The organism is Crossiella sp. CA198, from assembly GCF_052078295.1.
Classification (GTDB): Bacteria; Actinomycetota; Actinomycetes; order Mycobacteriales; family Pseudonocardiaceae; genus Crossiella.
This window is the reverse complement of the sequence record NZ_JBQJIM010000044.1, coordinates 41,605-62,579: the sequence shown is the minus strand read 5'-3', so window position 1 is coordinate 62,579 and position 20,975 is coordinate 41,605. Positions and strand designations below refer to the sequence as shown.

The following is a 20,975-nucleotide window of genomic DNA, read 5'->3' as shown; positions in this document are numbered from 1 at the left end:
ACAGACTGGTTGTCCAACGGAGTTCCTGCCGACAGTGATCTTGGTCGATTTCTGTTCTAGCAGGGACTCCGTTGGCTGTTTCACCAGGCTTGACAACCAGCCCCAAACACTAACTACGCGGCATTGCGGGTAGCGGGGCAGACTGCCGCCATGACCTCGGAGACGATCACCGCCGCGGACGCGGGCAGCTGGATGCTCGGCGACCGGACCGTGCACCGCCTCGGCTTCGGCGCGATGCGCCTGACGCACCAGGCCGACGGCTCCCCCAGCGACCGGGACCGGGCGGTCTCGGTGCTGCGGCGCGCGGTCGAGCTGGGCGTGAACCACATCGACACCGCCGCCTTCTACTTCTCCCCACTGCGCTCGGCGAACGAGCTGATCAACACCGCGTTGGCGCCCTACCCCGAGGACCTGGTGATCACCACCAAGGTGGGTCCCGGCAAGGACCCCGCGGGCGAGTGGCTGCCACTGGCCCGGCCCGACCAGCTGCGCGGCCAGGTCGAGGAGAACCTGCGGCAGCTCGGCCGGGATCACCTGGACGTGGTGAACCTGCGGGTGCACGGCCCGGAGTCGATCGCCGAGCGCTTCGGCGCGCTGGCCGAGTTGCGTCAGGCCGGGCTGATCCGGCATCTGGGCATCTCCAACGTGCGCGCGCACCACCTGGCCGAGGCGCAGGCCATCGCGCCGGTGGTGTGCGTGCAGAACCAGTACGGTCTCGGCGCGCCCGCGCTGCAGGACGATTTCCTGCGCCTGTGCGGTACGCAAGGGGTGGCGTTCGTGCCGTTCTTCGCCATCGCCGGCGCAGGCAAGGAGTCCGGCGCCGGCGGGGCGGAGGACACCGAGGTGGTGGCCATCGCCACCGCACGCGGGGTGAGCACGGCCCAGGTGCGGCTGGCCTGGACGCTGCAGCTGGGCCCGCATGTGCTGGCGATTCCCGGCACCGGCAACCCGGAGCATCTGGCGGCCAACATCGCGGCCGGGTCGCTGCGGCTCACCGACGACGAACTGGCCCGCCTGACCGCGGTGCACCAGGGTTCCGGATGACCTCGACAATGCTGGCCAGACTGTCCTGACCGAATCCGTCGGCGAGGCGCCGGTCCAGGAATTCCTTGATGGGTGCCATCAGGTCTGGCGCTATTCCCTGTTCGCGCCCGGCCTGGATCATCTTGGCCAGTCCGTGCGCGTTCAGGGAAACGGTGGACACCGCGCCGCCGTAGTCGCCGGAATCAACCTGTTTCGCCGCGCCCCGGATGCTGGGCAGCACGACATTCGTCAGCCAGGATTCGGCGAAGGGCAGCAGCCGCTCCCCCGACCCGGTCAGCGCGAACCCTTGCAGCGCGCTGGTCAGCGTGGCCCACAGGATGCCGAGCAGGGCCAGGTCGTACTGGGCCGCGCTGCCCGGGTCGGCGCCGAAGTACACCGGGCTGCCCAGCGCGCCGAGCACGGACTCACACTCCCGGTAAACCTGCTGGTCACCGGCACAGAACAGCTGGGTCTGAGGCTGACCGACTGCCGGGGGCACGGCCAGCACGGCGCCGTCGAGGTAGCGCAGGCCGAGTCCGCGCGCCCAGTCCGCGGCCGCGCGGGCCTCGCTGGGCAGCCCGGAGGTGAGGTTCACCAGCACTTTGCCGGACAGGCTGTCGCGCACCGGTTCGAGCACCTCGTACAGCGCCGGATAATCGAGCACGCACACCAGCAGAATGTCATTGTCGGCGACCGCGGCGGCGATATCGGCCGCCTTTCGCGCACCGCGTGCCAGCAAAGGATCCGCTTTGTCAGCGGATCGGTTCCACACTGTCGTCGTATATCCAGAATTCAGGAAGGCGCCGGCGATCGCCGCACCCATACTGCCGAGTCCCAGCACCGTAATCACATTTCCAACCTAGGTCGGCGGGGAATCGCGCTCAAGTACGCACATCAAGGTAAGTGCCCCGCCGCGGTTATCCTGGCCTGGACTGGGGGTGGGCGGATGAAGGTGCGGACGCGGCTGACGCACTGCGCGGTGGAGGCCGCGATGCAGGTGGTCACCGGCAAGTGGAAGGTGCACATCCTGTGGGCGCTGAGCCCGCGGCCGCGCCGGTTCGGCGAGCTGCGGCGGTTGCTGCCCGGGGTCAGCGAGAAGGTGCTCATCGACCAGCTGCGCGAGCTGATGACCGACGAGATCGTGCACCGGGACAGCCATCCGGGCCCCGTGCCGCACGTCGAGTACTCGCTGACCGCGCGCGGCGCGGCGCTCAACGAGGCGCTGCGCCCGCTCGGCGCGTGGGGCCGCGAGCACCTCTGACCAGGGTCGTCGGCTACGGCAGCCCGGCAGGGCCCAGTTTCTCGGCGGCCAGGGCGTGTTCGGCGACCTGGCAGGCGTTGGGCACGTCGCCGGCGTAGGCGGCCAGCCGGGCCAGCATCCCGCGCAGCACCGCGCGCTCGGATTCGTCGAGGGGGGTCAGCACGGTGTCCTCGACCGCGCTGAGCCTGCGTTCCAGTCGGCACAGCTCGGCCTGGCCGGTTTCGGTGATCACGATCTGGCGGGAGCGACGGTCGGCCGGATCAGGGCGGCGCTCGACGAATCCGGCGCGTTCCAGGTCGTCCAGCAGGTAGGTCATCACGGTGCGGTCCACGCCGAGCTGCTGGGCCAGCGCGATCTGACTGGGCGCCTCGCCGCGGGCCGCGGCGGAGAGCACCTGGTAGCCGCGCGGGCCACCGGGCAGGTCGTCCACGGCGCGGTCGGCCGCCTTGAAGTACCCCCGCACGACCGCGCTCAGCGCCAGGCCGAAGTCGAACTGCGCAGGTCGTTGCTGGTGCTGGTCCACCTACTCAGCATAGTCCGCCGCTGTGGCCCAGAATACGTTCTGTTGACAAGATAGTCTGTTGAGCAGAACATCTTGTCGACAGCTGTTCTGGAGAGCAGCGCTTCTTGTGGAGGGAAGACGATGACTCTGCTGCGCGTGGACACGAGCATCAGGACCGAGGGCTCGGTCAGCCGGGCGCTGGGCGACACCTTCGAGCAGAACTGGCTGACCGCCCGCCCCGGCACCCCGGTCCGCCGCCGGGATGTGGGCCGCCACCCGCTGCCCGCCGAGGTCTGGCCGCAGTCGGTGTCCACGGTCTGGACCCCCGCCGAGGAGTGGACCGACGAGCAGCACGCGGCGGCGAAGCTGGCCACCGAACTGGCCGATGAGCTGCTCGGCGCGGACGGCCTGCTGCTGACCGCCCCGCTGTACAACTTCGGCGTGCCGACCCAGGCCAAGGCGTGGATCGACCTGCTGCTCACCGAACCGCGCCTGTCCCCCGCGAAAGGTCAGCAGCCGCTCAAGGGCAGGCCGGCGGCGCTGATCGTGGCCCGCGGCGGCGGCTACGGGCCGGGCACCCCGCGCGAGGGCTGGGACCACGGCACGCCGTGGCTGCACCGGATCCTCAACGACGTCTTCGCGATGGACGTGCGCGTGGTCGACGCCGAACTGACCCTGGCCGATGTCAACCCCGCCATGGCCGAACTGCGTGAACTGGCCGCGCAGTCCCGGGAGCAGGCGCACACGCTGGCCGGGAAGGTCGCACCGGAACTGGCCGGGATCGTCGCGGCCTGACCCGGCGGTGGGCCGCCGGTCGTGGCGAGGCAGGTCATCGGGGTGTCCGGCGCCGGACACCCCGATGCCGCGCCGCCGATCCCCGCGCCAGGCCCCGGCGGTGACCAGGCAGAATTCCGGCCATGACCGCCCTGCCCGAGCAGCTCCAGTCCGCATTGGACACTGCCCTGCGCCGCTTCCCGCAACAGGAACTGGCCCGCGCGGTCACCCGCCTGAGCACCCGCTACCGCCAGGGTGAAGCCGCCACCACCCCCATCCTTCTCACCCCGGTCGACGCCGCCGCCTACGCCGGCTACCGCATGCCCGGCACCTACGCCGCCGTCCGCTCCGCCCTGACCGAGATCGCCCGCCAGCTCCCGGATTTCGCGCCCCGCAGCCTGATCGACGTGGGTGGCGGGACGGGGACGGCGGTGTGGGCGGCGACGGACACCTGGCCGTCGCTGGGTGAATTGACGGTGGTGGAGCAGGCGCCGGAGGTCGTCGCGCTGGGGCGGCGGTTGATGGCGGCGGCGCCGCGGCTGCGGGAGACGGTGTGGCAGCGGGGGCGGATCGACCCGGCGGCGGAAGCGCCGCGAGCGGATGTGGTGACGCTGTCGTATGTGCTGGGCGAGCTGCCGGAGACGACGCGGGCGGCGACGGTGCGGTGGCTGGCTCAGGCGGCGGGGTTGCTGGTGTTGATCGAACCGGGCACGCCCGCGGGGTATGAGCGGATCTTGCGGGCGCGGGATGAGTTGATCGGGCAGGGGCGGGCGGTGGTGGCGCCTTGTCCGCATCAGCGGGGTTGTCCGATTCCGCCGGGGCAGGATTGGTGCCATTTTTCGGCCCGGTTGCCGCGGGTTGGGGCGCATCGGGTGATCAAGGAGGGGTCGCTCAACTTCGAGGATGAGAAGTTCTCGTATGTGGCGGTGGTTGGGGCGGGGGCGTTGGGAGTCGAGGGGTCTGGTGGGACTGGGGTTGCGGTGGGGCGGGCGGCTAATCGGGTGTTGCGGCATCCGGTGAAGCGGAAGGGGTTGGTGGCGTTGCGGTTGTGCACGGGGGCGGATGGACTGGCTGAGGTGACCGTGACGAAGCGGCACGGGGTGGACTACCGCGCGGCGCGGGATGTCGAGTGGGGCGAGGAGTGGGCGCCGAGCACGCCGGACCACGGCTGACCGGCGGTCGTACGACCTGAGCCAGTTCAGGAAACGTGTGCCCGAGCCATTGGAGATAGGGCTGGGACCTTGCGGGAAGGCGCTGGTGGCTATTCCGTCAGGTAGGCGCCCAGACCTAGTTCTTCGGCGGTGCTGGCTACCTTGTGCAGGACGGTGCCTGCTCGGTCGTACCAGTCCGCGTCCTCGTCCGGGTCGGCCAGGAACTCGGCCAGGGTGGTCAGCACGTCGCGGAGGGCGTCCTCGGTGGCGCCGTCGCCGCCGCCGATCACCAGGTAGGGCTCGTTCAGTTCGTCGTGCAGTCTGGTCAGGGCCTCGCGCAGGGCGGCGTTCGCGCGGTCGTGCTGGCCTGCCTGGTAGCGGGCCTCGCTCAGGTAGATCAGGGCCGAGGTGACCATGCGGTGCAGCAGGGAGGTGACGAAGTCGCCTCGGTTGGCCATGGACTTGGACAGCTCGATGCCACGTTCGCGATAGCCCGCGGACTCGGCGAAGCGGCCCAGTGCGGCGCACGCCCGGCCGAGCACCTCCAGGGTCAGGGCCAGGTCGTAGAGGTCTCCGGCGGCCATCAGTAGGTCCAGGGCCCGGCCGCCGGAGACCAGGGCGTCCTCGGGGCGGCCGAGGCGGGTCTGGTTGGCGGCCAGGCCGAGCAGGCCTGCGCCCTCGCCGACCGCCGAGCCCGCGGCGCGGAACAGGGCCAGGGCGGCGGTGGCCTCTTCCAGCGCGCCCGCGTAGTCGCCTTCGAGTTGGCGCACACCGATGGCCTGGCGGTGGGTGTAGGCGCGGGCCAGGGTGTCGCCGGCGACGGTGAACCCGGTCAGCGACTCGGCCAGCAGCGTGCGGGCCGCGCCGAAACGGCCGTGGTGGGCCTCGATCCGGGCGATGCCGCGGCGAGCGTAGGCCACGCCCAGGGTGTCGCCGATGTCGGTGGCGGCGCGCAGCGCGGTCCGGTTCACCGTTTCCAGGTCACGCCAGTGGCCTGCCCAGTCCAGGTAATGCCGCATCATCCAGGCCAGCATCCAGGCCTGGCGCTCGAACCCGGCCGTGGCCGCGCGCTGGGTCAGGCCGATCAGCACCGGGTGTTCCAGGATGAACCAGTCCAGGGCCTGCTCGTAGCTGGCGAACCCGCGTGGGCTGACCGCCGGATCGGGCTCGCCGGGGGCGGGCAGATCCTGGTGCGCGGACAGCACCCTGGCCGCGGTGTAGGCGGTGTGCAGGTGGTGTTCCAGGCCGCGGCGCAGCACCGCGCGCTGGTCGGCGGCACTGTCCTGGGCGGCCACCAGCTCCAGCGCGTAGGCACGCAGCAGGTCGTGGGTGTGGAAGCGGCCGGGCGCGATCTCGGCGACCAGGTGCGCGGCCGTCAGCTCGCGGAACAGCGCCTGCGCGCGGGCCACCGGCAGACCGGCCAGGCTGGCCGCGGCCCGCAGGTCGATGCTGGTGGAGGGGTGGAAGGAGAGCAGCCGGAACAGCCGGGCGGCGGGCACGGACAACGCGCGGTAGGACCAGGACAGCACCGAGCGGACGTCGGAGCGGCTGTCCGCGCCGGTGAAGGCGTCCAGTCCGCCGCGCGCGGCCTCCAGCTCCTCGGCGACCGCGGCCAGGCTGAACGCCGGGTGGTACGCGGCGCGGGCGCACACCACGGCCAGGGCCAGCGGCAACCGGGCGCAGGCGGCGATGATCGCGCGCACCGCCTCGGGTTCGGCCGCCACCCGGGCCCGGCCCAGCCTGCGGGCCAGGAAGGCGGTGGCGTCCTCCTCACTGAGGATGTCCAGCGCCACGGTGTGCGCGCCGGTGGCCGCGACCAGCCCGGACAGCTCGACCCGGCTGGTGACCAGCACGAAGCAGTTCGGGTTGCCCGGCAGCAGCGGCAGCACCTGGGCGGTGTCGCGGGCGTTGTCCAGCAGGATCAGGCAGCGCCGCTCGGCGAGCACGCTGCGGTAGAGCGCGGTCAGCGCGTCCAGGCGGTCCGGGCGGAGCTGGGTAGGTACGCACAATGCATCCAGGAGGCCCCACACCGCCTCCCGCGGTTCCACCACGACCTCCTCGGGCTCGAAGCCGCGCAGGTCGACGTAGAGCTGGCCGTCCGGGAAGTCCGCGGCCACCTGGTGTGCCCAGCGGACCGCGAAGGTGGTCTTGCCGACCCCTGCGGTGCCGTGCACGACGGCGACCGCGGGGCAGCTCTGATCCGGCGGGTCCGGCATGGTCAGCGCGGCCAGTTCGGCGGCGCGGCCGATGAAGGCGGGCAGGTCCGGCGGCAGCTGGGCCGGGGTGACCACCGGGGTGACCTTGGGCTGCTCTCGTGGGCCGCCGAGCAGTTCGGGGTCGGCGCGCAGGATGCGGTAGTGCAGTTCGCGCACGGTCGGGCCAGGGTCCACGCCCAGTTCCTCGGCCAGCAGGGTGCGCAGTTTGTCATAGACGGCAAGGGCTTCGGCCTGTCTGCCTGCCCGGTAGAGGCCGAGCATCAGCAGCTCGTGCAGCCGTTCCCGCAACGGTTCGGCCTGCGCCTCCGCGGCCAGCCGCTCCACCAGGTCCGGGCAGCGGCCCAGGTCCAGTTCGAGTCCGGCCAGCTCCTCGACCACGCCGAGCCTGCGGCGGCGCAGCCGGGCGCGTTCGGCGTCGGCGGTCTCGCCGTGCAGCCCGGCCAGGGGCTCGCCGTCCCACTCCTGGACCGCGCTCTTGTACAGCTCGGCGGCGGCCCTGATCTCCCCGCGTGCCCTGGCGGCCTCCGCCGCGCGCACGTCCCGGCGGAACCGGCCCAGGTCGACGGCGTCCTCGGGCACCCGGACCGCGTAGCCGCCACCGGTGGAGACGATCACCGGATCGGCCTCGCCGGTCTCCAGGATCCGGCGCAGCCGCTGGACGTAGGTGCGGATGGTGCCGCGGGCCGCGCGGGGCACCGACTCGCCCCACAGGGCGGCGGCGATCTCCTCGACCGGGACCGCCCGCCCGTCCGCCAGCAGCAATGTGGCCAGGGTCAGTCGCTGTTGCGGTGACCCGAGGTTCAGCTCAGCTCCGTCGTGCCAGGCACGAACCGGCCCGAGCAATCCGAACGCCAGCCCCTGCTTCACTGAGCTCCCCTTGCTGCCTGGAACTCTAGTGTAATCCCCCGCACAGTCCGGCTTTTTCGCCTGCGGCCCCGGGGAATCGCCGGCTCAGATGGCCCCGACGCGCAGCGCGTAGGAGACCGCGTGCGCCCGGTTTCGCAGTTCCAGCCGGGACAGCAGGTCCTGCATGATCTTCTTGATGGTGCGCTCGGAGTAGCTGAGCTGGGTGGCGATGTGCGCGGTGTCCTCGCCCTGGGCGATCAGCCGCAGCACCTCGACCTCGCGCGCGGTCAGCCCGCCGGAGGTCAGCCCCTGCTTGGCCAGCAGGTCGCTCTGGAAGCCGCGGGCCTCGTCGACCAGCCACCGGGTCAGCTTCTCCGGCAGCACCGCGCCGCCGGCCCTGGTGGCGATGAGCGCCCTGGTCACCAGGCGGGCGGAGATGTCGCGGCGGGGCAGGATGCTGACCACGCCGACCCCGAAGATCCGGCTGAGGTGGCGTTCCCGCAACGGCCCGGCCACCAGCACCACCCGCTGGGCGAAGTTCTCGGCGCGGTCGGCCATCGCGGCCAGATCGTCGATCATCTCGTCGGTGACGCTGTTCCCGAGCACCAGCACCACGTCCGCTGGAGCGCTCTCACCCGCAGCGAGCAGCTGCAGGTCGGGCGAGAGAGCCAGCTGCGGAATCAGCTCCGCGGCCAGCAGTTGGTCATCCACCCGCACCGCGACCGAGATCCGGTCGCGCGGCTCCGCGGCCCGCAGGAACGCGGAGTTGCCGCCCACGCTGACCGGGACAACGGATTTCAGCGACGTCGTGCCCTCAACCTCATTGGACAAGCTCAAGCCCATGGCGGCGGCCCCTTTTCTGTGTCCCCTCGACCCACAGCAAAGCGCAGGGCTGTCAACGCGGCGTCAACGAGCTGTCAATGGTCCCGCCGGACACACTTTCCCGCCCCCGAATGCCCTGGTCAGTCACGGTGCGTCGCGACCGGCCGGGCCGGGTGGGAGTTGGGGAGAGCCGCGGGCGCGGGCCGGCGGAGTGTCGAGGAGGGGTCCACCGGAACGGCGTGCGCACGGGGGTCAGCGCGTGGCACACACCATCCAGGGATCCCGCGGCCCACGGCTTCCCGTTCTTCATCTCGGTAGGCCAGGACAACCGGCGCACGGCAGGAGAGTTCGTCCCGAGGGGATGGGAGGAACGCTGCGGCGGGAGGGGGGATTCCCGCGCCATGCACCGGCCGACCGACGACTTCTTCCCCAGCAAGCGCCTCGGCCAACCCCGCACAGCATCAACCCCCTGATCGGCCCCGATCCAGCCCGCCGGTTGTACAGCGAGCCGTCCACGCAGGTCAGGGGGTTGTTCGAACTTCCCGGTCCGGCAAATTCGGCCCGTTCCGGCGGCCATTCGTGTCACTGGCGGGCCGGGCAAGATCACTTCGGGGGGCCCGATTTCCGGGTGGGCGGGGCGGTGCGCTAGGCTTCACCACGTTCGAGAGAACAACGCAAGACCGGGACGTGGCGCAGCTTGGTAGCGCACTTGACTGGGGGTCAAGGGGTCGCAGGTTCAAATCCTGTCGTCCCGACGGTCTGAATTTGGCGAAAGCCCAGGTCAGGGCCTTGGATCACTACGGTGAGACAAGGCCCTGACTGCGTTCAGGGGCGCGTCGTCTCACAATTTCTCACGAACGCTCGTACTGCTTGTTTCAACCCAGCAGTTCGTCGAGCTGATCGGCCGCCACCCTGAGGTGTTCGGCGTTGGGATGGATGTAGACCCGCTTGGTGAAGCTGAGGTCCGCGTGCCCGGCCCAAGCGCTCACGATCACATCGGGCACCCCCGACGTGGCGAGGTAGGTCAGACATGAGTGCCGGGCGTCGTAGGGCCGGACCTTGCGAACCTTCGACTCCACCATGAGCTTGTAGATCGCCCGCCGAAATCGATCCGTCTTCCAGGCACTTCCCAACTCATCGGCCAGGACGAACCCGGATCGCTCGGACACCTCACCGGCCTTGATGGCCTCCGCGGCCTGCCGGGCTTTGAACGCCTTCAGCGCCGTGTGCAGGGGCTTGGGCAGGGGCAGCTTCCGCTTGCCCTTCTTCGACTTCGGCCCTTTCTCCTCCACTTCGCCCTCGACCAGCGTGCGGGTCAACTCCACGGACACCGTCCCGGCGTCGAGGTCGACAGCACTCCACCTGAGCCCGCAGACTTCGGCCGGACGCATCCCGATGAGGGCCAGGAGCACGGGCGCGTGAAGCCTGTGGTCGCGGATCGAGGCAAGGAACTGTCTCACCTCCTTCTCACTCCAGGGCACCCGCTGAGCCGCCGCTGCCGCCGCCTTCCGGCGTGCCTCGCGCGGGATCTGCGTGTACTGGGCAACGTTGCGGACGACCAGCTTCCGCCGCACCGCGACGTTCAATGCTGACCTGAACCGCCCCAGCGTCAACTGCACCGAGCGGACGCCGAGTCCGCTGCCGATCTTGCCGCCACGCTTGCGGCCGGAGGTGAGCATCCAGCTCACCAACTCGTCCACATCCTCTTCGGTGACTTGCTGGAGCCGCTTGGCACCGAGTCGTTCTCGCACCGGCAGCATTGCATCTGCGTAGTTGGCGGCGGTGGCCTTCTCGACATCGACCGTGGCGGACTTCAACCAGGTGTCCAGCCACTCCGACACGGTGGTCTTGTCCGGCCCGACGAACGTGCCCTCGTCGGTCTGATGCTTGATCTTGGCGTACTCGGCGCGGGCTTCCTTCTTGGTGTCGTAGGTCTTGGTCAGCTGTCTACGCTTGCCGGTCGCCGAGTCACGCCCAGTGTCGATGACGAACCGGTACCTCGTCGTACCGTCCTTCAACTCGATCTTCTTGATCGGGTCCCCCACGAGCGTGCGCTCCTTTGCTCAGGCTCCCCCGGAAGAACCCAAGGGAGGCAGTATTCCCAACTCACGAGCCCTGCGGATATATCGGGCAGCCTGCGCGCGGGATCGGCCCATCGTGTGCCCGACGACCACCGCTGGCGATTTGCTGCCCGAGGCCACGGCTTCGGAGTAGATCTGCGCGGCCGTGTGCGCGTCGAGATCAGCTTGCGTACGCTCGCCAGACTCCGCTGTCGCTGTGTGACCGGACGGCAGTGTTGCGAGCCATTCCTCACGCACCGACGCCGGAACGACCGCCGCGGTCATTGCCTCCCGCAACAGTTGGTCGACCAGCACCTGCCTCAGCACTGAGGTCGTGACCGATGTCTTGGCGTTCGACCTGATGTTGAGTTCGAGGACGATCGGACCGTGATCGGGAGCCACGAACACCTCGATCCGCACCGCCGCTTGCGGCTCACCCAGCTGGAAGTGGGCCTCGAAGTTCATTGGCACGGCAGTGTCGGGTCCGGCGGGCAAATAACCCTCAGAGCCGAGGCGTTCAATCGTCACCGAGTCGATTCGGAAGTTCTTCGGCAGGCGTGGCACGACAGAACGATACGCATCCCTTCCTGAGCATTCACATGACTCGACGATAGACCGACGTCAGTGACATGTCAATGCAACTGCCCTATCGTCGAAGTCATGAACACAGGGGGACTTGCCCTCGCGGACTGCCTTGTGGAGCTCCGTGAGTGGATCACAACCGGCTACGCGCGAGAGCTGCGTGTAGCAGCCGGATTGAGTCAGGCACTGGTCGCGCACGACTGCGAGGTCAGCGCGTCCACTGTGCACCGTTGGGAGCGGGGAAACCGGCTGCCGAGCGGTCGCAACGTCGTCGCTTACCACAGCTTCCTGGCCCGGCTCATCGAGCGCGAGCGGCGAGGAGGCGAGCGCGATGGGCGTTAGCAACAGGAGGAGACCGACGCTGGCGGAGATCAGGGCGGAGTGGCCGCCGACCGTCGACGTGCCGACTGCCGGTGCAGCGTTCGGGCTGAGCCGCAGCCACTCCTACGAGCTGGTGGCCCGCGGCGAGTTCCCGGCGAAGGTGGAGAAGTTCGGCAGTCGGTACGTCGCGTACACCGAGTCGATCATCCGCAAACTGTCGGCGTCGGACTGACGCGATGGAGCGGTTTCTGGAAGCCAGCCGGGGTCAGCAAGTTAGGTATCCGGTAGCCGGATACCAGGCCACGGCCGAACGCAGTGGCCGACAACAACGGGCGCGCCGGGGGTGCGCCCGCCTATCAGTCGGGGGGGCTGATGACGCAACGGAAGGCGCGGCGGCAGCGTCGCGTGCGGGGCGGCTCGCCCATCAGCATCCACGTCCGCACCACCGCGACGACCTACGCAGCTCTGGTCGTCCGGGCGGCTGTCGCGGGTCTGTCGGTGCCGCGCTACCTGGTCGAGTCCGCGCAGCGCGACTCAACTATTGGGTGGAGCCTGCGCGAGCAGCGGTGGTGGGCCGAACGCCTCGACACTGTTGAAACCCGGCTCATCCGGATTGGCGCCAACCTCAACCAGGTGGCGACCGCCGCCAACAGCACCGGCGATGTTCCACCCGAGCTGCCGGCCGCGCTGTCGTACTTCACGGCGACCTTGGACCAGCTCCGCATTGTGCTCGCGGCGATCGACCCGGCCGACTCCTCGCGTTCGGAGTCGCCATGATCGCCAAGGCTCCCGCGAAGGGCAGGTACGGCAAGGACACTTACGGGCTGCTGCGCTACCTGTTCGGTCCTGGCAAGAGCAACGAGCACACCGATCCGCACCTCGTTGCCGCGTGGGACCCGGAGTGGCTTGTGGGCGGTGCGTTCGCCGAGCGCCGACGCGGTTGGCTCACGCGCCTGGCGCGCGAGGTCGACGCACCGATGACCGGACACATCGTCGAGTTGGACGGCGGTCACGTCTACCACGTAGTGCTGTCCATCCCGCGCCAGGACGGCGGGCTCGGTGACGCTCGCTGGAGGGAACTGGTGGAGCAGGCCGTCGATCGGATGGGGTTCGGCCCCACGAAGGACGGCCGGGCCGGATGCCGGTGGGTCGCGGTGCACCACGGCCCGAGCAAGGACGGCAACGACCACGTCCACCTTGCGGTCAACCTCATCCGGGGTGACGGCGCGGTCGCCGACACCTACCGCGACTGGCCGCGCTGGCGGCAATGGTGCCTGGATGTCGAGCGACGCCTCGGTCTGACACCGACCTCCCCGGCGAACAAGACAGCACCACTGCGATCGACACGCGCTGAGGTCGAGAAGGCGGCTCGCACCGGACGAGCGCAGACGAGTCGCGAATACCTCCGTCAGGTCACTCGTGCCGCCGCGCTCGAAGCAACCTCGGCTGACGAGTTCATCGGGCGGCTGCAGAACGAACAGATGGTGTCGATTGAGCCCCGTTGGGGCGCTGATGGCGAGCTGACTGGTTACCGGGTCGGGCTGCGGTTCGACAGGAGCAGCTCCTCATCAGATGGGCAGGTCTGGTTCAACGGCAGCAGCCTTGCCCGCGACCTGTCAGCTCCGAAACTGGTGCACCGGTGGATGAGCGAGCCTGACGCGCAGCAGCGAGCGGCGGAACCCGGGAAGCCCGAGCGACCCGATCTCGTGGAACGTCGCCTGGCCGTCACCGCCGCGGAAGGGGCCGCGAATCGCGCCCGTAAGGCGCTGGCGGCCGTTGTCCGGGCTGAGGACATGACCGCTATCGATCTCGCGGATGGCATTGCTCACTCAACGCTGGGCCTGCTGACCGCATCAGCCAAAGCGTTCGATGACATTGGAGCCGGGCCGCTCAAGACGGCGGCCGAGGCGTACGAGTTGGCCGCTGGCGCGGCACATCGAGTCCAGCCAACATACTGGGCGCCGATCGCTGTCGAATTGCGGATGGCCGCACGACGCTTGGCGCGGGCCGGTGCGCTGTCGAAGCGCGGCAACGGTGGCATCGCATTTCTCGCCCTGGCCACCGCCCTGGCTTCGCTGCTCGCCGAAATCGGCGCGTGGCGAGAACTGACGCGACAGCGGGCACAGGCAGTCGCTGCCCGTAGGGCGGCAGCCCTGGTGCAGCAGGAGGTTGTCAGCCGCCCCGAACGCCGTCCTGGTGCTCGACGTGTCCACACCGAGCACGTCGAACCAGAAGCACATCCGATGGCCAGCAAGCAGTTGCACCCGAGGTCCCCAGCCGTCACCCGTCATGCAGTCCAAGCGCAAGCCCCCGGCAGCGGCCGAGCACGCTGAGGGATGCGTCGCAACTGGACTTGTCGGTGTGTGACCGACTACCGAGGGGTGTCAAGCAACCCATCGGCCGCGCGATGGTTCAGAGGCGAGCCTGCGGGTTCACCGAGCTGGGCGCAAAGTGGACATGGTTGCCGCGCCGGAATCTCGTCTTCAGTGACCGGAACGGATGCAGCACCACACACGGCGAACCAGATCGGAACACCGCGAAAGTTGATCATCCGAGCGCCTGGGGTGACTACGTGGGTCAGCGGCCGGAAGACGCCCAACGCCAGGCCAGCTATGGAGTCCACAGCATCGGCCCCTTCGCCCGCACCAGCCTAGGTGAGAGCCGGTCGTCCGGCATTGGCAGTCCCAGAAGGCCCTCGATCACGTCGGCGAGGGTTCCGGTGCGCTCCCAGACGAGGCCGGGTGGCTCGTCACCGTTGGTGCGCAACGCCATCGCGTCGGTTTCGCTCAGGACTCGGATGGCATCGATCCATCCGTCCGGCCAAGCCCTGAAGCCGTCTATCTGGGTCGGCACGCCGTCGACCACACTTCGGTGCAAGAACGACCAACCCGCGTCCTTGATCATGGCCAAACCGGCCAGCACCGGGTAGGCATGGATCGCCGCGTCGTCGTTCACGCCACGCTGCTCCACGCCGAGGATCGGAATCCGCTCCGGATACCCAGATGCGGCAACGGATTTCCGATGATGCGATGCACAACGCGGTGGCCGCTGAACGCCCTCCGACCGTGCAGCCAGCGATGGTTGTCGAGTACGTAGCCTTGCCCCGCGGCGAGGTCGACCTCAATTGTGTGGCGGTCCAGCTTGTCACGCAGGACAGGCAGCAACCTGTTCACGCCGGGCGAGAACCGGGCGAGGTCATCCATGCGCAGCCTGACGAGGACGCGTCCGTCTCCCCTCTCGGTGAAAATCGATCCGAGGAATCCGCCCGCACCTCCGAACAGGACAGACCGGGAAGCCAGCAGCGCTCGCAGTGCGTCTGGTTCCGTTTCAGCAAGATCGTCGTACACGGCCTGCCCGTCGATCAGCAGGCTCTGTCCGCCTCGCACAGCCGGTTGTGAACAGCTCAGCATCAGCAGTGCCGGCGGATAGGCGACGCCAGAACGGTCGGTGTGCGGGCGCAACGCACGTGAGCTGAACCCCGTGAAGCCGCTGCCAGGGTCTGCGCCGCGGTCGACGAGCGTGGTCACCCCGTCCGGACCGCTGTCCCGATGCTGAGTCACGGTCATCAGGGTGCGGGCCATCTTCAACAGCTCCACCTGGCTCCCGACGCCATCCACCAGGGCCAGGCCGTGCTTGGCGAGCACGCGCACCAGGCCGGGCTCACTCGGCCGGACTTTGTAGGACAGGCATGGGTCATTCACCGTCTACACCTCCCGAAACAGTTGTTTCGCAGAGATCATCAGAACTCGGCCCAGGCAGGCCCGTCCAGTGACAACCTGTCAACCCAGCGTTGCCTGATCGATCACGTCCTCCTGCTACGTTGCAGGTGGGCAGCCGTCCGCCACCTTGGAGGTCACGTCGATGAACCAGCCCGCCTACCCCGTCTCGATCAAAGGCGTAGTAGTCCGCGACGGCAAGGTGCTGCTGCTGAAGAACGAGCGCGAAGAATGGGAATTGCCTGGTGGGCGAATCGAGGCTGGTGAAACTCCCGAACAATGCGTGGCCCGCGAAATCGCTGAGGAGACGCGGTGGCGGGTAAGCACCGGGCCGATCCTCGACACCTGGATGTACTACATCGACGTGGCCGAGAAGAACGTGTTCATAGTGACGTACGGATGCTACCCGGACGACGATGCTGCACCGGTGCTTTCCCACGAGCACAAGGAGATCGGCATGTTCGCCGAGCTTGAGGTTGCCGACCTGAACATGCCCGCTGGCTACAAGCGCTCCATCGTGACCTGGTTCGCGCGACTGCGGGAGGACACGCGGGAACTGGTCAAGTAGTGGCCGTGCAGAGCAGGCGTTGTGAGGTGTGCGGAGTCGAACTGAGCAGGTTCGTCACGGAGCCCGTGTGCCTGACCTGCCACGCCAGCACCCGCCACGGTGCGCCGGCCATGCCTGCCCGGCGACTGATGCCCGCGGTGTGGCTCTGGTCGGCGCCGGAAGCGGCAGCGGCTCTGCGAAGTCGTGACCTGGCAACAATTCTGCGCCAGTATCGACGGTTGAACGGGCTCAGCCAGGAGCGGCTCGCCGCTCTCCTCGGCTACGACAAGACCTACGTGTCGATGATCGAGAACCGCAAACGCACCATCACTGACCTGGCTGGTCGCCGACATTTCGCCGACGTTCTCGGCCTGCCGATGCACGTGCTCGGCGTAACCAGCAACGACGACGCCGACTTCCTGGCAATGGTCCAGTTCGGCGACTCGACCATCCGACTGGCAGAGATCGCCCGGCAAGCCGGCCGCGCGGTCGACGCGGTGAACGAACTCTGGCCACTGGTTGCCCGGCTTGAAGCGCGTGCGGCGGAGGGGCGTGCGGAGCGCGACACGCTGACGCTACTCGCTCATGGCCGAGCAGCGTTGGGGGTGTCACTGGGCACCGTGCTGCCCGAAGAGCGGCTGAGTGCCGCTGCCAGGTGGACCGGCAAAGCGCTGGTGATCGCTGAAAAGCTTGGGGACACCTCGTTTCTCGCGCACGCCTTGCGGATGCACGGCAACGAACTACGGAAGGCCAACCACGTTGGCGCTGCCGTCGCCCGTCTCAGCCGAGCGGTTTCGGTGTCCAATGACCGAGAAGGCCAAGGCGCTGCGTACGCGCTACTCGCTCGCGCGGCTGGCGAGCTGGCCGATGCGGACCTCTTTGATCAAGCCATCGCCGGCTATCGAGCGCTGCTTGATGTTGGTGGTGCACATGGGATGTTGTTCAACCCGTTCACCTTTCGCGAGATCCAGCTGAGAGGCCTGATCTCCACCGGTCGCGCTGTCGAAGCCATGGGCATCATGCAAGCTGATCAGTTGACCACGGCACCCGTCGCACCGCAGTGGTACGCCATCGAGCGGGTTACCGCCGGACAAGTGCTGCGAGCCGCTCAGCAACGAGACGGAGCGGAAGAGGCCCTATGCTCCGCGGTAAGAGCAGCTGAGACACATCGACTGCCACACCAGATCCAACGAGCCATACGAGCGGCCGCCGACGGTGGACTCGCCGATATGGGCGGCGAGGGCCGTGCGGCGCTACGACGGCTGAACGACTTGCTTCCTCCGGCATCGTCGTCTGAGATCTGAGGCGGAATCGCTGCCCACCGACGTCAGTACTTCTCTGGCTGGTAGTGCATCGCCACCGGCTCCTGCACACGATTCATGAACTGCCTCAGTTCGTAGGATTGCAATTTCGGAGGTTCCGGCCACACCGGTAGCACTCGTACGGGATCGCGTCTGTCGGCCCGATTGTTAATCCAGGTAAGCCATCTGCGGGCGTCGGCAATCGCGGCATTATCGGCCTGGCCCTCGGCTTCAGCAGCGGTGATGCGGACGGCCACTGCCGCAGCATACTCGCGTAGTGCGCGAACCTCACGCCAGTGCTCCATCTGATCATCCAGGAACTTCTTGCGGTAAGCCTCTGCGGCGCGAATAAGCGCTTGCTGGCGTTCACGCTCGACAGCCTGCGCATAGCTCGCCTCGGCCCGAACCTTCGCCTCACGCCGAAGCCTCAGCTCGTCAGCGCGGACCGCTACCTCACGAAGAAGCTCAGGCAGCTTATCCTCCAGGGACCACGAAGCGCGATCAGCCCAGAAGGACTTGCGCACGGTGCCGGCAGGCCCTCCAATATCGATCCGAAGCCTACTGCTGGCGACCTCGTCATGACTTGGTATTCGCTTCCAGTAGTGACGCTTTTGGTCTGCCAGTTCACGGGAGGTCGGAACGTGCTCGACGCGATCGGACTCCTCGCTAATTCGCAGTGGCACGGTGTCGGCGTCGACCGTCAGCAGCAGGTGCCAGATCGTGGGCCTGCCCCGATGTTCAGTGCCGGATTTTGGCTTGTGGCCCTTAACGTCGAATCCCCGAAGCGCGGCCTCCACCGCCACGGCGTGCAAGATGCGCAACGCACGGCCCCGTGTCGCCGACGCCATTCGGAGTTGATCAGACTTCCGGAGCGCTGACACCACTGGGTGATAGCGTCCCACGTCATCCAGCACCGGCACGGGCTGGAGCGGAGCGTCTGTCCCCGCCGGACCGTCCTCCAACACAACAACGTGATTGCGCGGCCCGAGCCAGCTCCCACTCTCGGAGACGAGCGTGTGCGTTAGGCGCTTGCCCGATGGGACCTTGCCGTAACGGTTGGCGTTCCTCACCAGCTCCGACAAGCGATACCCGTTGTCGTAGTCGCTCCCCTCGGCCACTTTCAAGAGACCGCCAGCAGCAACGACATCGGCGACGAGTTGTTCGGTGGGCGAGCGCTTCACGGTACGGGCCGGCTTCGGGGCTCGTTCGGCCGCAGCTTGGCCGGCCCGGGTGTCTCCGAGGTTCCGCTTGTCCGGACTCGTGCGGCTCCTGGGTGGAGACGCAGTTGAAACCGCGCCCTTCGGTGGCAGGCGCCCATGTTCAAGGTAGTAGCTACCGATTTCGGTTAGCGTCGCCGACCAGGCACCCTTGCTCTTGCTGATCTTCACCATGCGTCGGGCTTGCAGCGCTCGGGCGCTGGTCTTGTAGGCATGGCCCGTCATGACGCCATCTGGGCAACCGTCCGAGATCCAGCGAAGAACCTCAAGCTGCCGGCCAGTGAGAGGGTCCGTCGGGCGCATGGTGCCCATCTAAGGCCCGGCGAACCATCGCAGGGAGTGAAATGCCCCTTTCGTGGTAGGCATCGGTGCGCTGATCTCGCCGCCCATTTGATCAAAGTTGTCGTAGGGCGGCACCAGGTCAGCCAGCGCTGGTGCGGCTGTTCGCCAGCAGCGCGAAACCCGCGCCCCACCATCACCCCGTCAAGTGCCAGCTACCCGACCACCGCCGCGAGCGGGCAGCACTGCCGCCACTGGGACATCTCGCAGTTGTCCGTAGGAGGTGGCGCCTCAGCGGTTCGCCGCTGCCCGCGCCCCGGCGAACCGGGCATACCCCATGCGATGCCATCCGGCCCATAAACCTGGGCAGCGGGTCCATCCGACCATCAACGCGGCCGACCAGGCCGCCGCGCCGATCTGCGGTGTCAGCCTTGGTGCTTGGCCAGGACGCTGGTCACCAGCAGGCACGCAGAACGTTCGCCGCAGTAACGAACCTGCAACAGCCGTGCGCGAGGATACGACGAGCGATGCGGTACGGCCCTGTGTGGACGTAGAGGCGGCGGTCGGCACAGAGGTCGGAAACCCGTGTTCGACTGTCGCCGCAGGTCAAAGCTGTTGTTGCGCCTCTCGACGTGGGTCTGTTGGGTCGGCACGGGCTGTGCCGCCCCAACAGACCCAGTCAGATGTCGGTCATCGTGATCCGAATCGGTCCAGGCCGGTCCCCGACACCGAGGACGGTTGGGGCATCGAGCGCACACCTTGGCTCGGCCGAACCACTGCAAGGGGCTACAGATCCGGGGCGAACGGTCCGCTAGCCTTCGGCAGTGATCACAGGTGAACTCAAGGGCAGAATCGACCGCGTCTGGGACGCCTTCTGGTCGGGCGGGATCTCGAACCCACTGGAGGTGATCGAGCAGATCACCTATCTGATGTTCATCCGTCGCCTGGACGATCTTCAGACGGCCAAGGAGAACAAGGCCAACCGGACGGCCCAGCCGATCGAGAACCCGATCTACACCGCTGAGACCAACAGGCTGCGGTGGTCCCGCTTCACCAACGAGACACCGGACGACATGCTCGCGCTCGTGCGAGACGACGTGTTCCCGTGGCTACGGAACCTAGGCGGCGAGGGCTCGACGTATTCCCACCACATGCGGGATGCCCGTTTCACGATCACGACGCCGAACTTGCTGGCGAAGGTCGTCGACATGCTTGACGAGATTCCTCTCGGCGACCGGGATGTCAAGGGCGACTTGTACGAGTACATGCTCGGCAAGATCGCGACGGCAGGGCACAACGGTCAGTTCCGCACACCCAGGCACATCATCCGCCTTATGGTCGAGATGATGGCTCCGGGGCCGAAGGACGAGATCTGTGACCCGGCTTGCGGTACGGCGGGTTTTCTCGTGGCGGCGGCAGAATATGTAAGCCGGACCCATCACGAGGCCCTACTAGGGACAACTCAGCGCCAGCACTTCAACGAGAGCATGTTCCATGGATTCGACTTCGACAGTACGATGCTGCGCATTGGCTCAATGAACATGCTCCTGCACGGAGTGGAGAATCCAGATATTCGATACCGCGACTCGCTTACGGAGAGCGCCGCGAGCGAGGCAGACCGCTATTCTCTGATCCTCGCCAACCCACCGTTTGCAGGCAGCACCGATAACGATGCTACGGCCAAGAACCTGCAGGCGATTGTCAAGACAAGAAAGACCGAACTGCTTTTCCTGGCTCTGTTCCTGCGACTGCTCAAGCCCGGTGGCCGTGCCGCGGTGATCGTGCCGGAGGGTGTGCTCTTCGGCTCTACAAAGGTACACAAGGAGCTGCGGAAGATCCTCGTCGAGCACCATAAGCTCGACGCAGTCGTGAAGCTACCAAGTGGCGTCTTCAAACCGTATACGGGGGTGTCGACAGCGATTGTCTTTTTCACAAAGACAGACAGTGGCGGCACAGACAACGTCTGGTTCTACGAGGTCACGGCCGACGGCTGGAGCCTGGACGACAAACGCACTCCACTATTGAACGAGGGAAGGCTTGGCCCGACCCCGGCTACAGGCGAACTGTCCGGGAGTGAGCATGAGAGTAACAACCTCCCTGACGTGCTACGCCGCTGGAATCTCCGCAATGGCAGCGAACAGGAGCGCTCTCGGACCGAGCAGAGCTTCTGCGTCCCGAAGGCAGACATTGCCGCGCAAGATTACGACCTGAGCTTGGCTTGCTACAAAGAGATCGTCCACGAGGAAGTAGAGCACCGCACACCCGCCGAGATCATGAACGAACTTGCGCATATCGAGACGATTATCCAGCGAGAGATGGATGAACTAAATGGAATGCTGAGATGATCCAACCTAGAG

20 protein-coding genes and 1 tRNA gene are annotated in these 20,975 nt (G+C 67.6%); 12 read left to right on the top strand and 9 right to left on the bottom strand.

Annotated features, from left to right (window positions below):
* The first annotated feature begins 150 nt into the window (after positions 1-150).
* Positions 151-1,044: an aldo/keto reductase gene (locus ACTOWY_RS42225; RefSeq protein WP_441315210.1), complete on the top strand. Its 894-nt coding sequence runs from the start codon at positions 151-153 to the stop codon at positions 1,042-1,044.
* Here ACTOWY_RS42225 and ACTOWY_RS42220 read toward each other — a convergent pair.
* Positions 992-1,873: an NAD(P)-dependent oxidoreductase gene (locus ACTOWY_RS42220; protein ID WP_441315209.1), complete on the bottom strand. Its 882-nt coding sequence runs from the start codon at positions 1,871-1,873 to the stop codon at positions 992-994. The two genes, ACTOWY_RS42225 and ACTOWY_RS42220, sit on opposite strands and share 53 nt — an antisense overlap.
* A 96-nt stretch (positions 1,874-1,969) precedes the next feature.
* Here ACTOWY_RS42220 and ACTOWY_RS42215 point away from each other — a divergent pair, with 96 nt between their 5' ends.
* Positions 1,970-2,284 (top strand): winged helix-turn-helix transcriptional regulator, encoded by a 315-nt coding sequence (locus ACTOWY_RS42215; protein ID WP_441315208.1) that lies wholly within the window; start codon positions 1,970-1,972, stop codon positions 2,282-2,284.
* Between the two features lie 13 nt (positions 2,285-2,297).
* Here ACTOWY_RS42215 and ACTOWY_RS42210 read toward each other — a convergent pair whose 3' ends face one another.
* Entirely contained in the window at positions 2,298-2,807 is a 510-nt protein-coding gene (locus tag ACTOWY_RS42210) for a MarR family winged helix-turn-helix transcriptional regulator (RefSeq protein WP_247762354.1), read from the bottom strand.
* A gap of 120 nt (positions 2,808-2,927) precedes the next feature.
* Between ACTOWY_RS42210 and ACTOWY_RS42205 the strand changes: the two genes are divergently transcribed.
* A complete protein-coding gene (locus tag ACTOWY_RS42205; protein WP_441315207.1) occupies positions 2,928-3,581 on the top strand; it encodes an FMN-dependent NADH-azoreductase in 654 nt (217 codons plus the stop codon).
* 122 nt (positions 3,582-3,703) lie between these two features.
* Complete coding sequence (locus ACTOWY_RS42200; RefSeq protein ID WP_441315206.1) at positions 3,704-4,732, top strand: small ribosomal subunit Rsm22 family protein; 1,029 nt, start codon at positions 3,704-3,706, stop codon at positions 4,730-4,732.
* Between the two features lie 89 nt (positions 4,733-4,821).
* Here ACTOWY_RS42200 and ACTOWY_RS42195 read toward each other — a convergent pair whose 3' ends face one another.
* Both ACTOWY_RS42195 and ACTOWY_RS42190 read right to left on the bottom strand, forming a co-directional pair.
* A complete protein-coding gene (locus tag ACTOWY_RS42195) occupies positions 4,822-7,794 on the bottom strand; it encodes a BTAD domain-containing putative transcriptional regulator (protein WP_441315205.1) in 2,973 nt (990 codons plus the stop codon).
* A gap of 84 nt (positions 7,795-7,878) precedes the next feature.
* Positions 7,879-8,616, bottom strand: a complete 738-nt coding sequence (locus ACTOWY_RS42190; RefSeq protein ID WP_441315204.1) for a helix-turn-helix transcriptional regulator — start codon at positions 8,614-8,616, stop codon at positions 7,879-7,881.
* A 660-nt stretch (positions 8,617-9,276) separates the two neighbouring features.
* On the opposite strand from ACTOWY_RS42190, the gene ACTOWY_RS42185 reads away from it, so the two are divergent.
* A tRNA-Pro gene (locus tag ACTOWY_RS42185) sits at positions 9,277-9,350 on the top strand.
* 120 nt (positions 9,351-9,470) lie between these two features.
* On the opposite strand, the gene ACTOWY_RS42180 is transcribed toward ACTOWY_RS42185, so the two are convergent.
* Together ACTOWY_RS42180 and ACTOWY_RS42175 are read right to left on the bottom strand one after the other, a co-directional pair.
* On the bottom strand, positions 9,471-10,640 hold the full coding sequence (locus ACTOWY_RS42180; protein WP_441315203.1) for a tyrosine-type recombinase/integrase: 1,170 nt from the start codon (positions 10,638-10,640) through the stop codon (positions 9,471-9,473).
* Between the two features lie 18 nt (positions 10,641-10,658).
* Positions 10,659-11,219, bottom strand: coding sequence for a hypothetical protein (locus tag ACTOWY_RS42175; protein WP_441315202.1), 561 nt, complete (start codon positions 11,217-11,219; stop codon positions 10,659-10,661).
* Positions 11,220-11,315: 96 nt separating this feature from the next.
* Here ACTOWY_RS42175 and ACTOWY_RS42170 point away from each other — a divergent pair, with 96 nt between their 5' ends.
* The 4 genes from ACTOWY_RS42170 (at position 11,316) to ACTOWY_RS42155 (ending at position 13,891) form a co-directional block, all read left to right on the top strand.
* Entirely contained in the window at positions 11,316-11,579 is a 264-nt protein-coding gene (locus ACTOWY_RS42170) for a helix-turn-helix transcriptional regulator (protein ID WP_441315201.1), read from the top strand.
* Positions 11,569-11,790, top strand: coding sequence for a helix-turn-helix transcriptional regulator (locus ACTOWY_RS42165; RefSeq protein WP_441315200.1), 222 nt, complete (start codon positions 11,569-11,571; stop codon positions 11,788-11,790). The genes ACTOWY_RS42170 and ACTOWY_RS42165 overlap by 11 nt, the downstream gene beginning before the upstream one ends.
* 83 nt (positions 11,791-11,873) lie before the next feature.
* Positions 11,874-12,335 (top strand): plasmid mobilization protein, encoded by a 462-nt coding sequence (locus tag ACTOWY_RS42160; protein WP_441315199.1) that lies wholly within the window; start codon positions 11,874-11,876, stop codon positions 12,333-12,335.
* Positions 12,332-13,891 carry a relaxase/mobilization nuclease domain-containing protein gene (locus ACTOWY_RS42155; protein WP_441315198.1) on the top strand — a complete coding sequence of 520 codons (1,560 nt, stop codon included), beginning with the start codon at positions 12,332-12,334 and terminating at the stop codon, positions 13,889-13,891. Before ACTOWY_RS42160 ends, ACTOWY_RS42155 begins: the two co-directional genes overlap by 4 nt.
* 277 nt (positions 13,892-14,168) lie before the next feature.
* On the opposite strand, the gene ACTOWY_RS42150 is transcribed toward ACTOWY_RS42155, so the two are convergent.
* Together ACTOWY_RS42150 and ACTOWY_RS42145 are read right to left on the bottom strand one after the other, a co-directional pair.
* Positions 14,169-14,513, bottom strand: a complete 345-nt coding sequence (locus tag ACTOWY_RS42150) for a hypothetical protein (RefSeq protein WP_441315197.1) — start codon at positions 14,511-14,513, stop codon at positions 14,169-14,171.
* A complete protein-coding gene (locus ACTOWY_RS42145; RefSeq protein ID WP_441315196.1) occupies positions 14,510-15,259 on the bottom strand; it encodes a TauD/TfdA family dioxygenase in 750 nt (249 codons plus the stop codon). Before ACTOWY_RS42145 ends, ACTOWY_RS42150 begins: the two co-directional genes overlap by 4 nt.
* Before the next feature lie 160 nt (positions 15,260-15,419).
* Between ACTOWY_RS42145 and ACTOWY_RS42140 the strand changes: the two genes are divergently transcribed.
* Together ACTOWY_RS42140 and ACTOWY_RS42135 are read left to right on the top strand one after the other, a co-directional pair.
* Positions 15,420-15,842 carry an NUDIX hydrolase gene (locus ACTOWY_RS42140; RefSeq protein ID WP_441315195.1) on the top strand — a complete coding sequence of 141 codons (423 nt, stop codon included), beginning with the start codon at positions 15,420-15,422 and terminating at the stop codon, positions 15,840-15,842.
* A 110-nt stretch (positions 15,843-15,952) separates the two neighbouring features.
* Positions 15,953-17,125: a helix-turn-helix transcriptional regulator gene (locus tag ACTOWY_RS42135; protein ID WP_441315194.1), complete on the top strand. Its 1,173-nt coding sequence runs from the start codon at positions 15,953-15,955 to the stop codon at positions 17,123-17,125.
* A gap of 23 nt (positions 17,126-17,148) precedes the next feature.
* Here ACTOWY_RS42135 and ACTOWY_RS42130 read toward each other — a convergent pair whose 3' ends face one another.
* Entirely contained in the window at positions 17,149-18,651 is a 1,503-nt protein-coding gene (locus ACTOWY_RS42130; protein WP_441315193.1) for a hypothetical protein, read from the bottom strand.
* 791 nt (positions 18,652-19,442) lie between these two features.
* Here ACTOWY_RS42130 and ACTOWY_RS42125 point away from each other — a divergent pair.
* Positions 19,443-20,963 carry a type I restriction-modification system subunit M gene (locus ACTOWY_RS42125; RefSeq protein WP_441315192.1) on the top strand — a complete coding sequence of 507 codons (1,521 nt, stop codon included), beginning with the start codon at positions 19,443-19,445 and terminating at the stop codon, positions 20,961-20,963.
* The last annotated feature ends 12 nt before the right edge of the window (positions 20,964-20,975 follow it).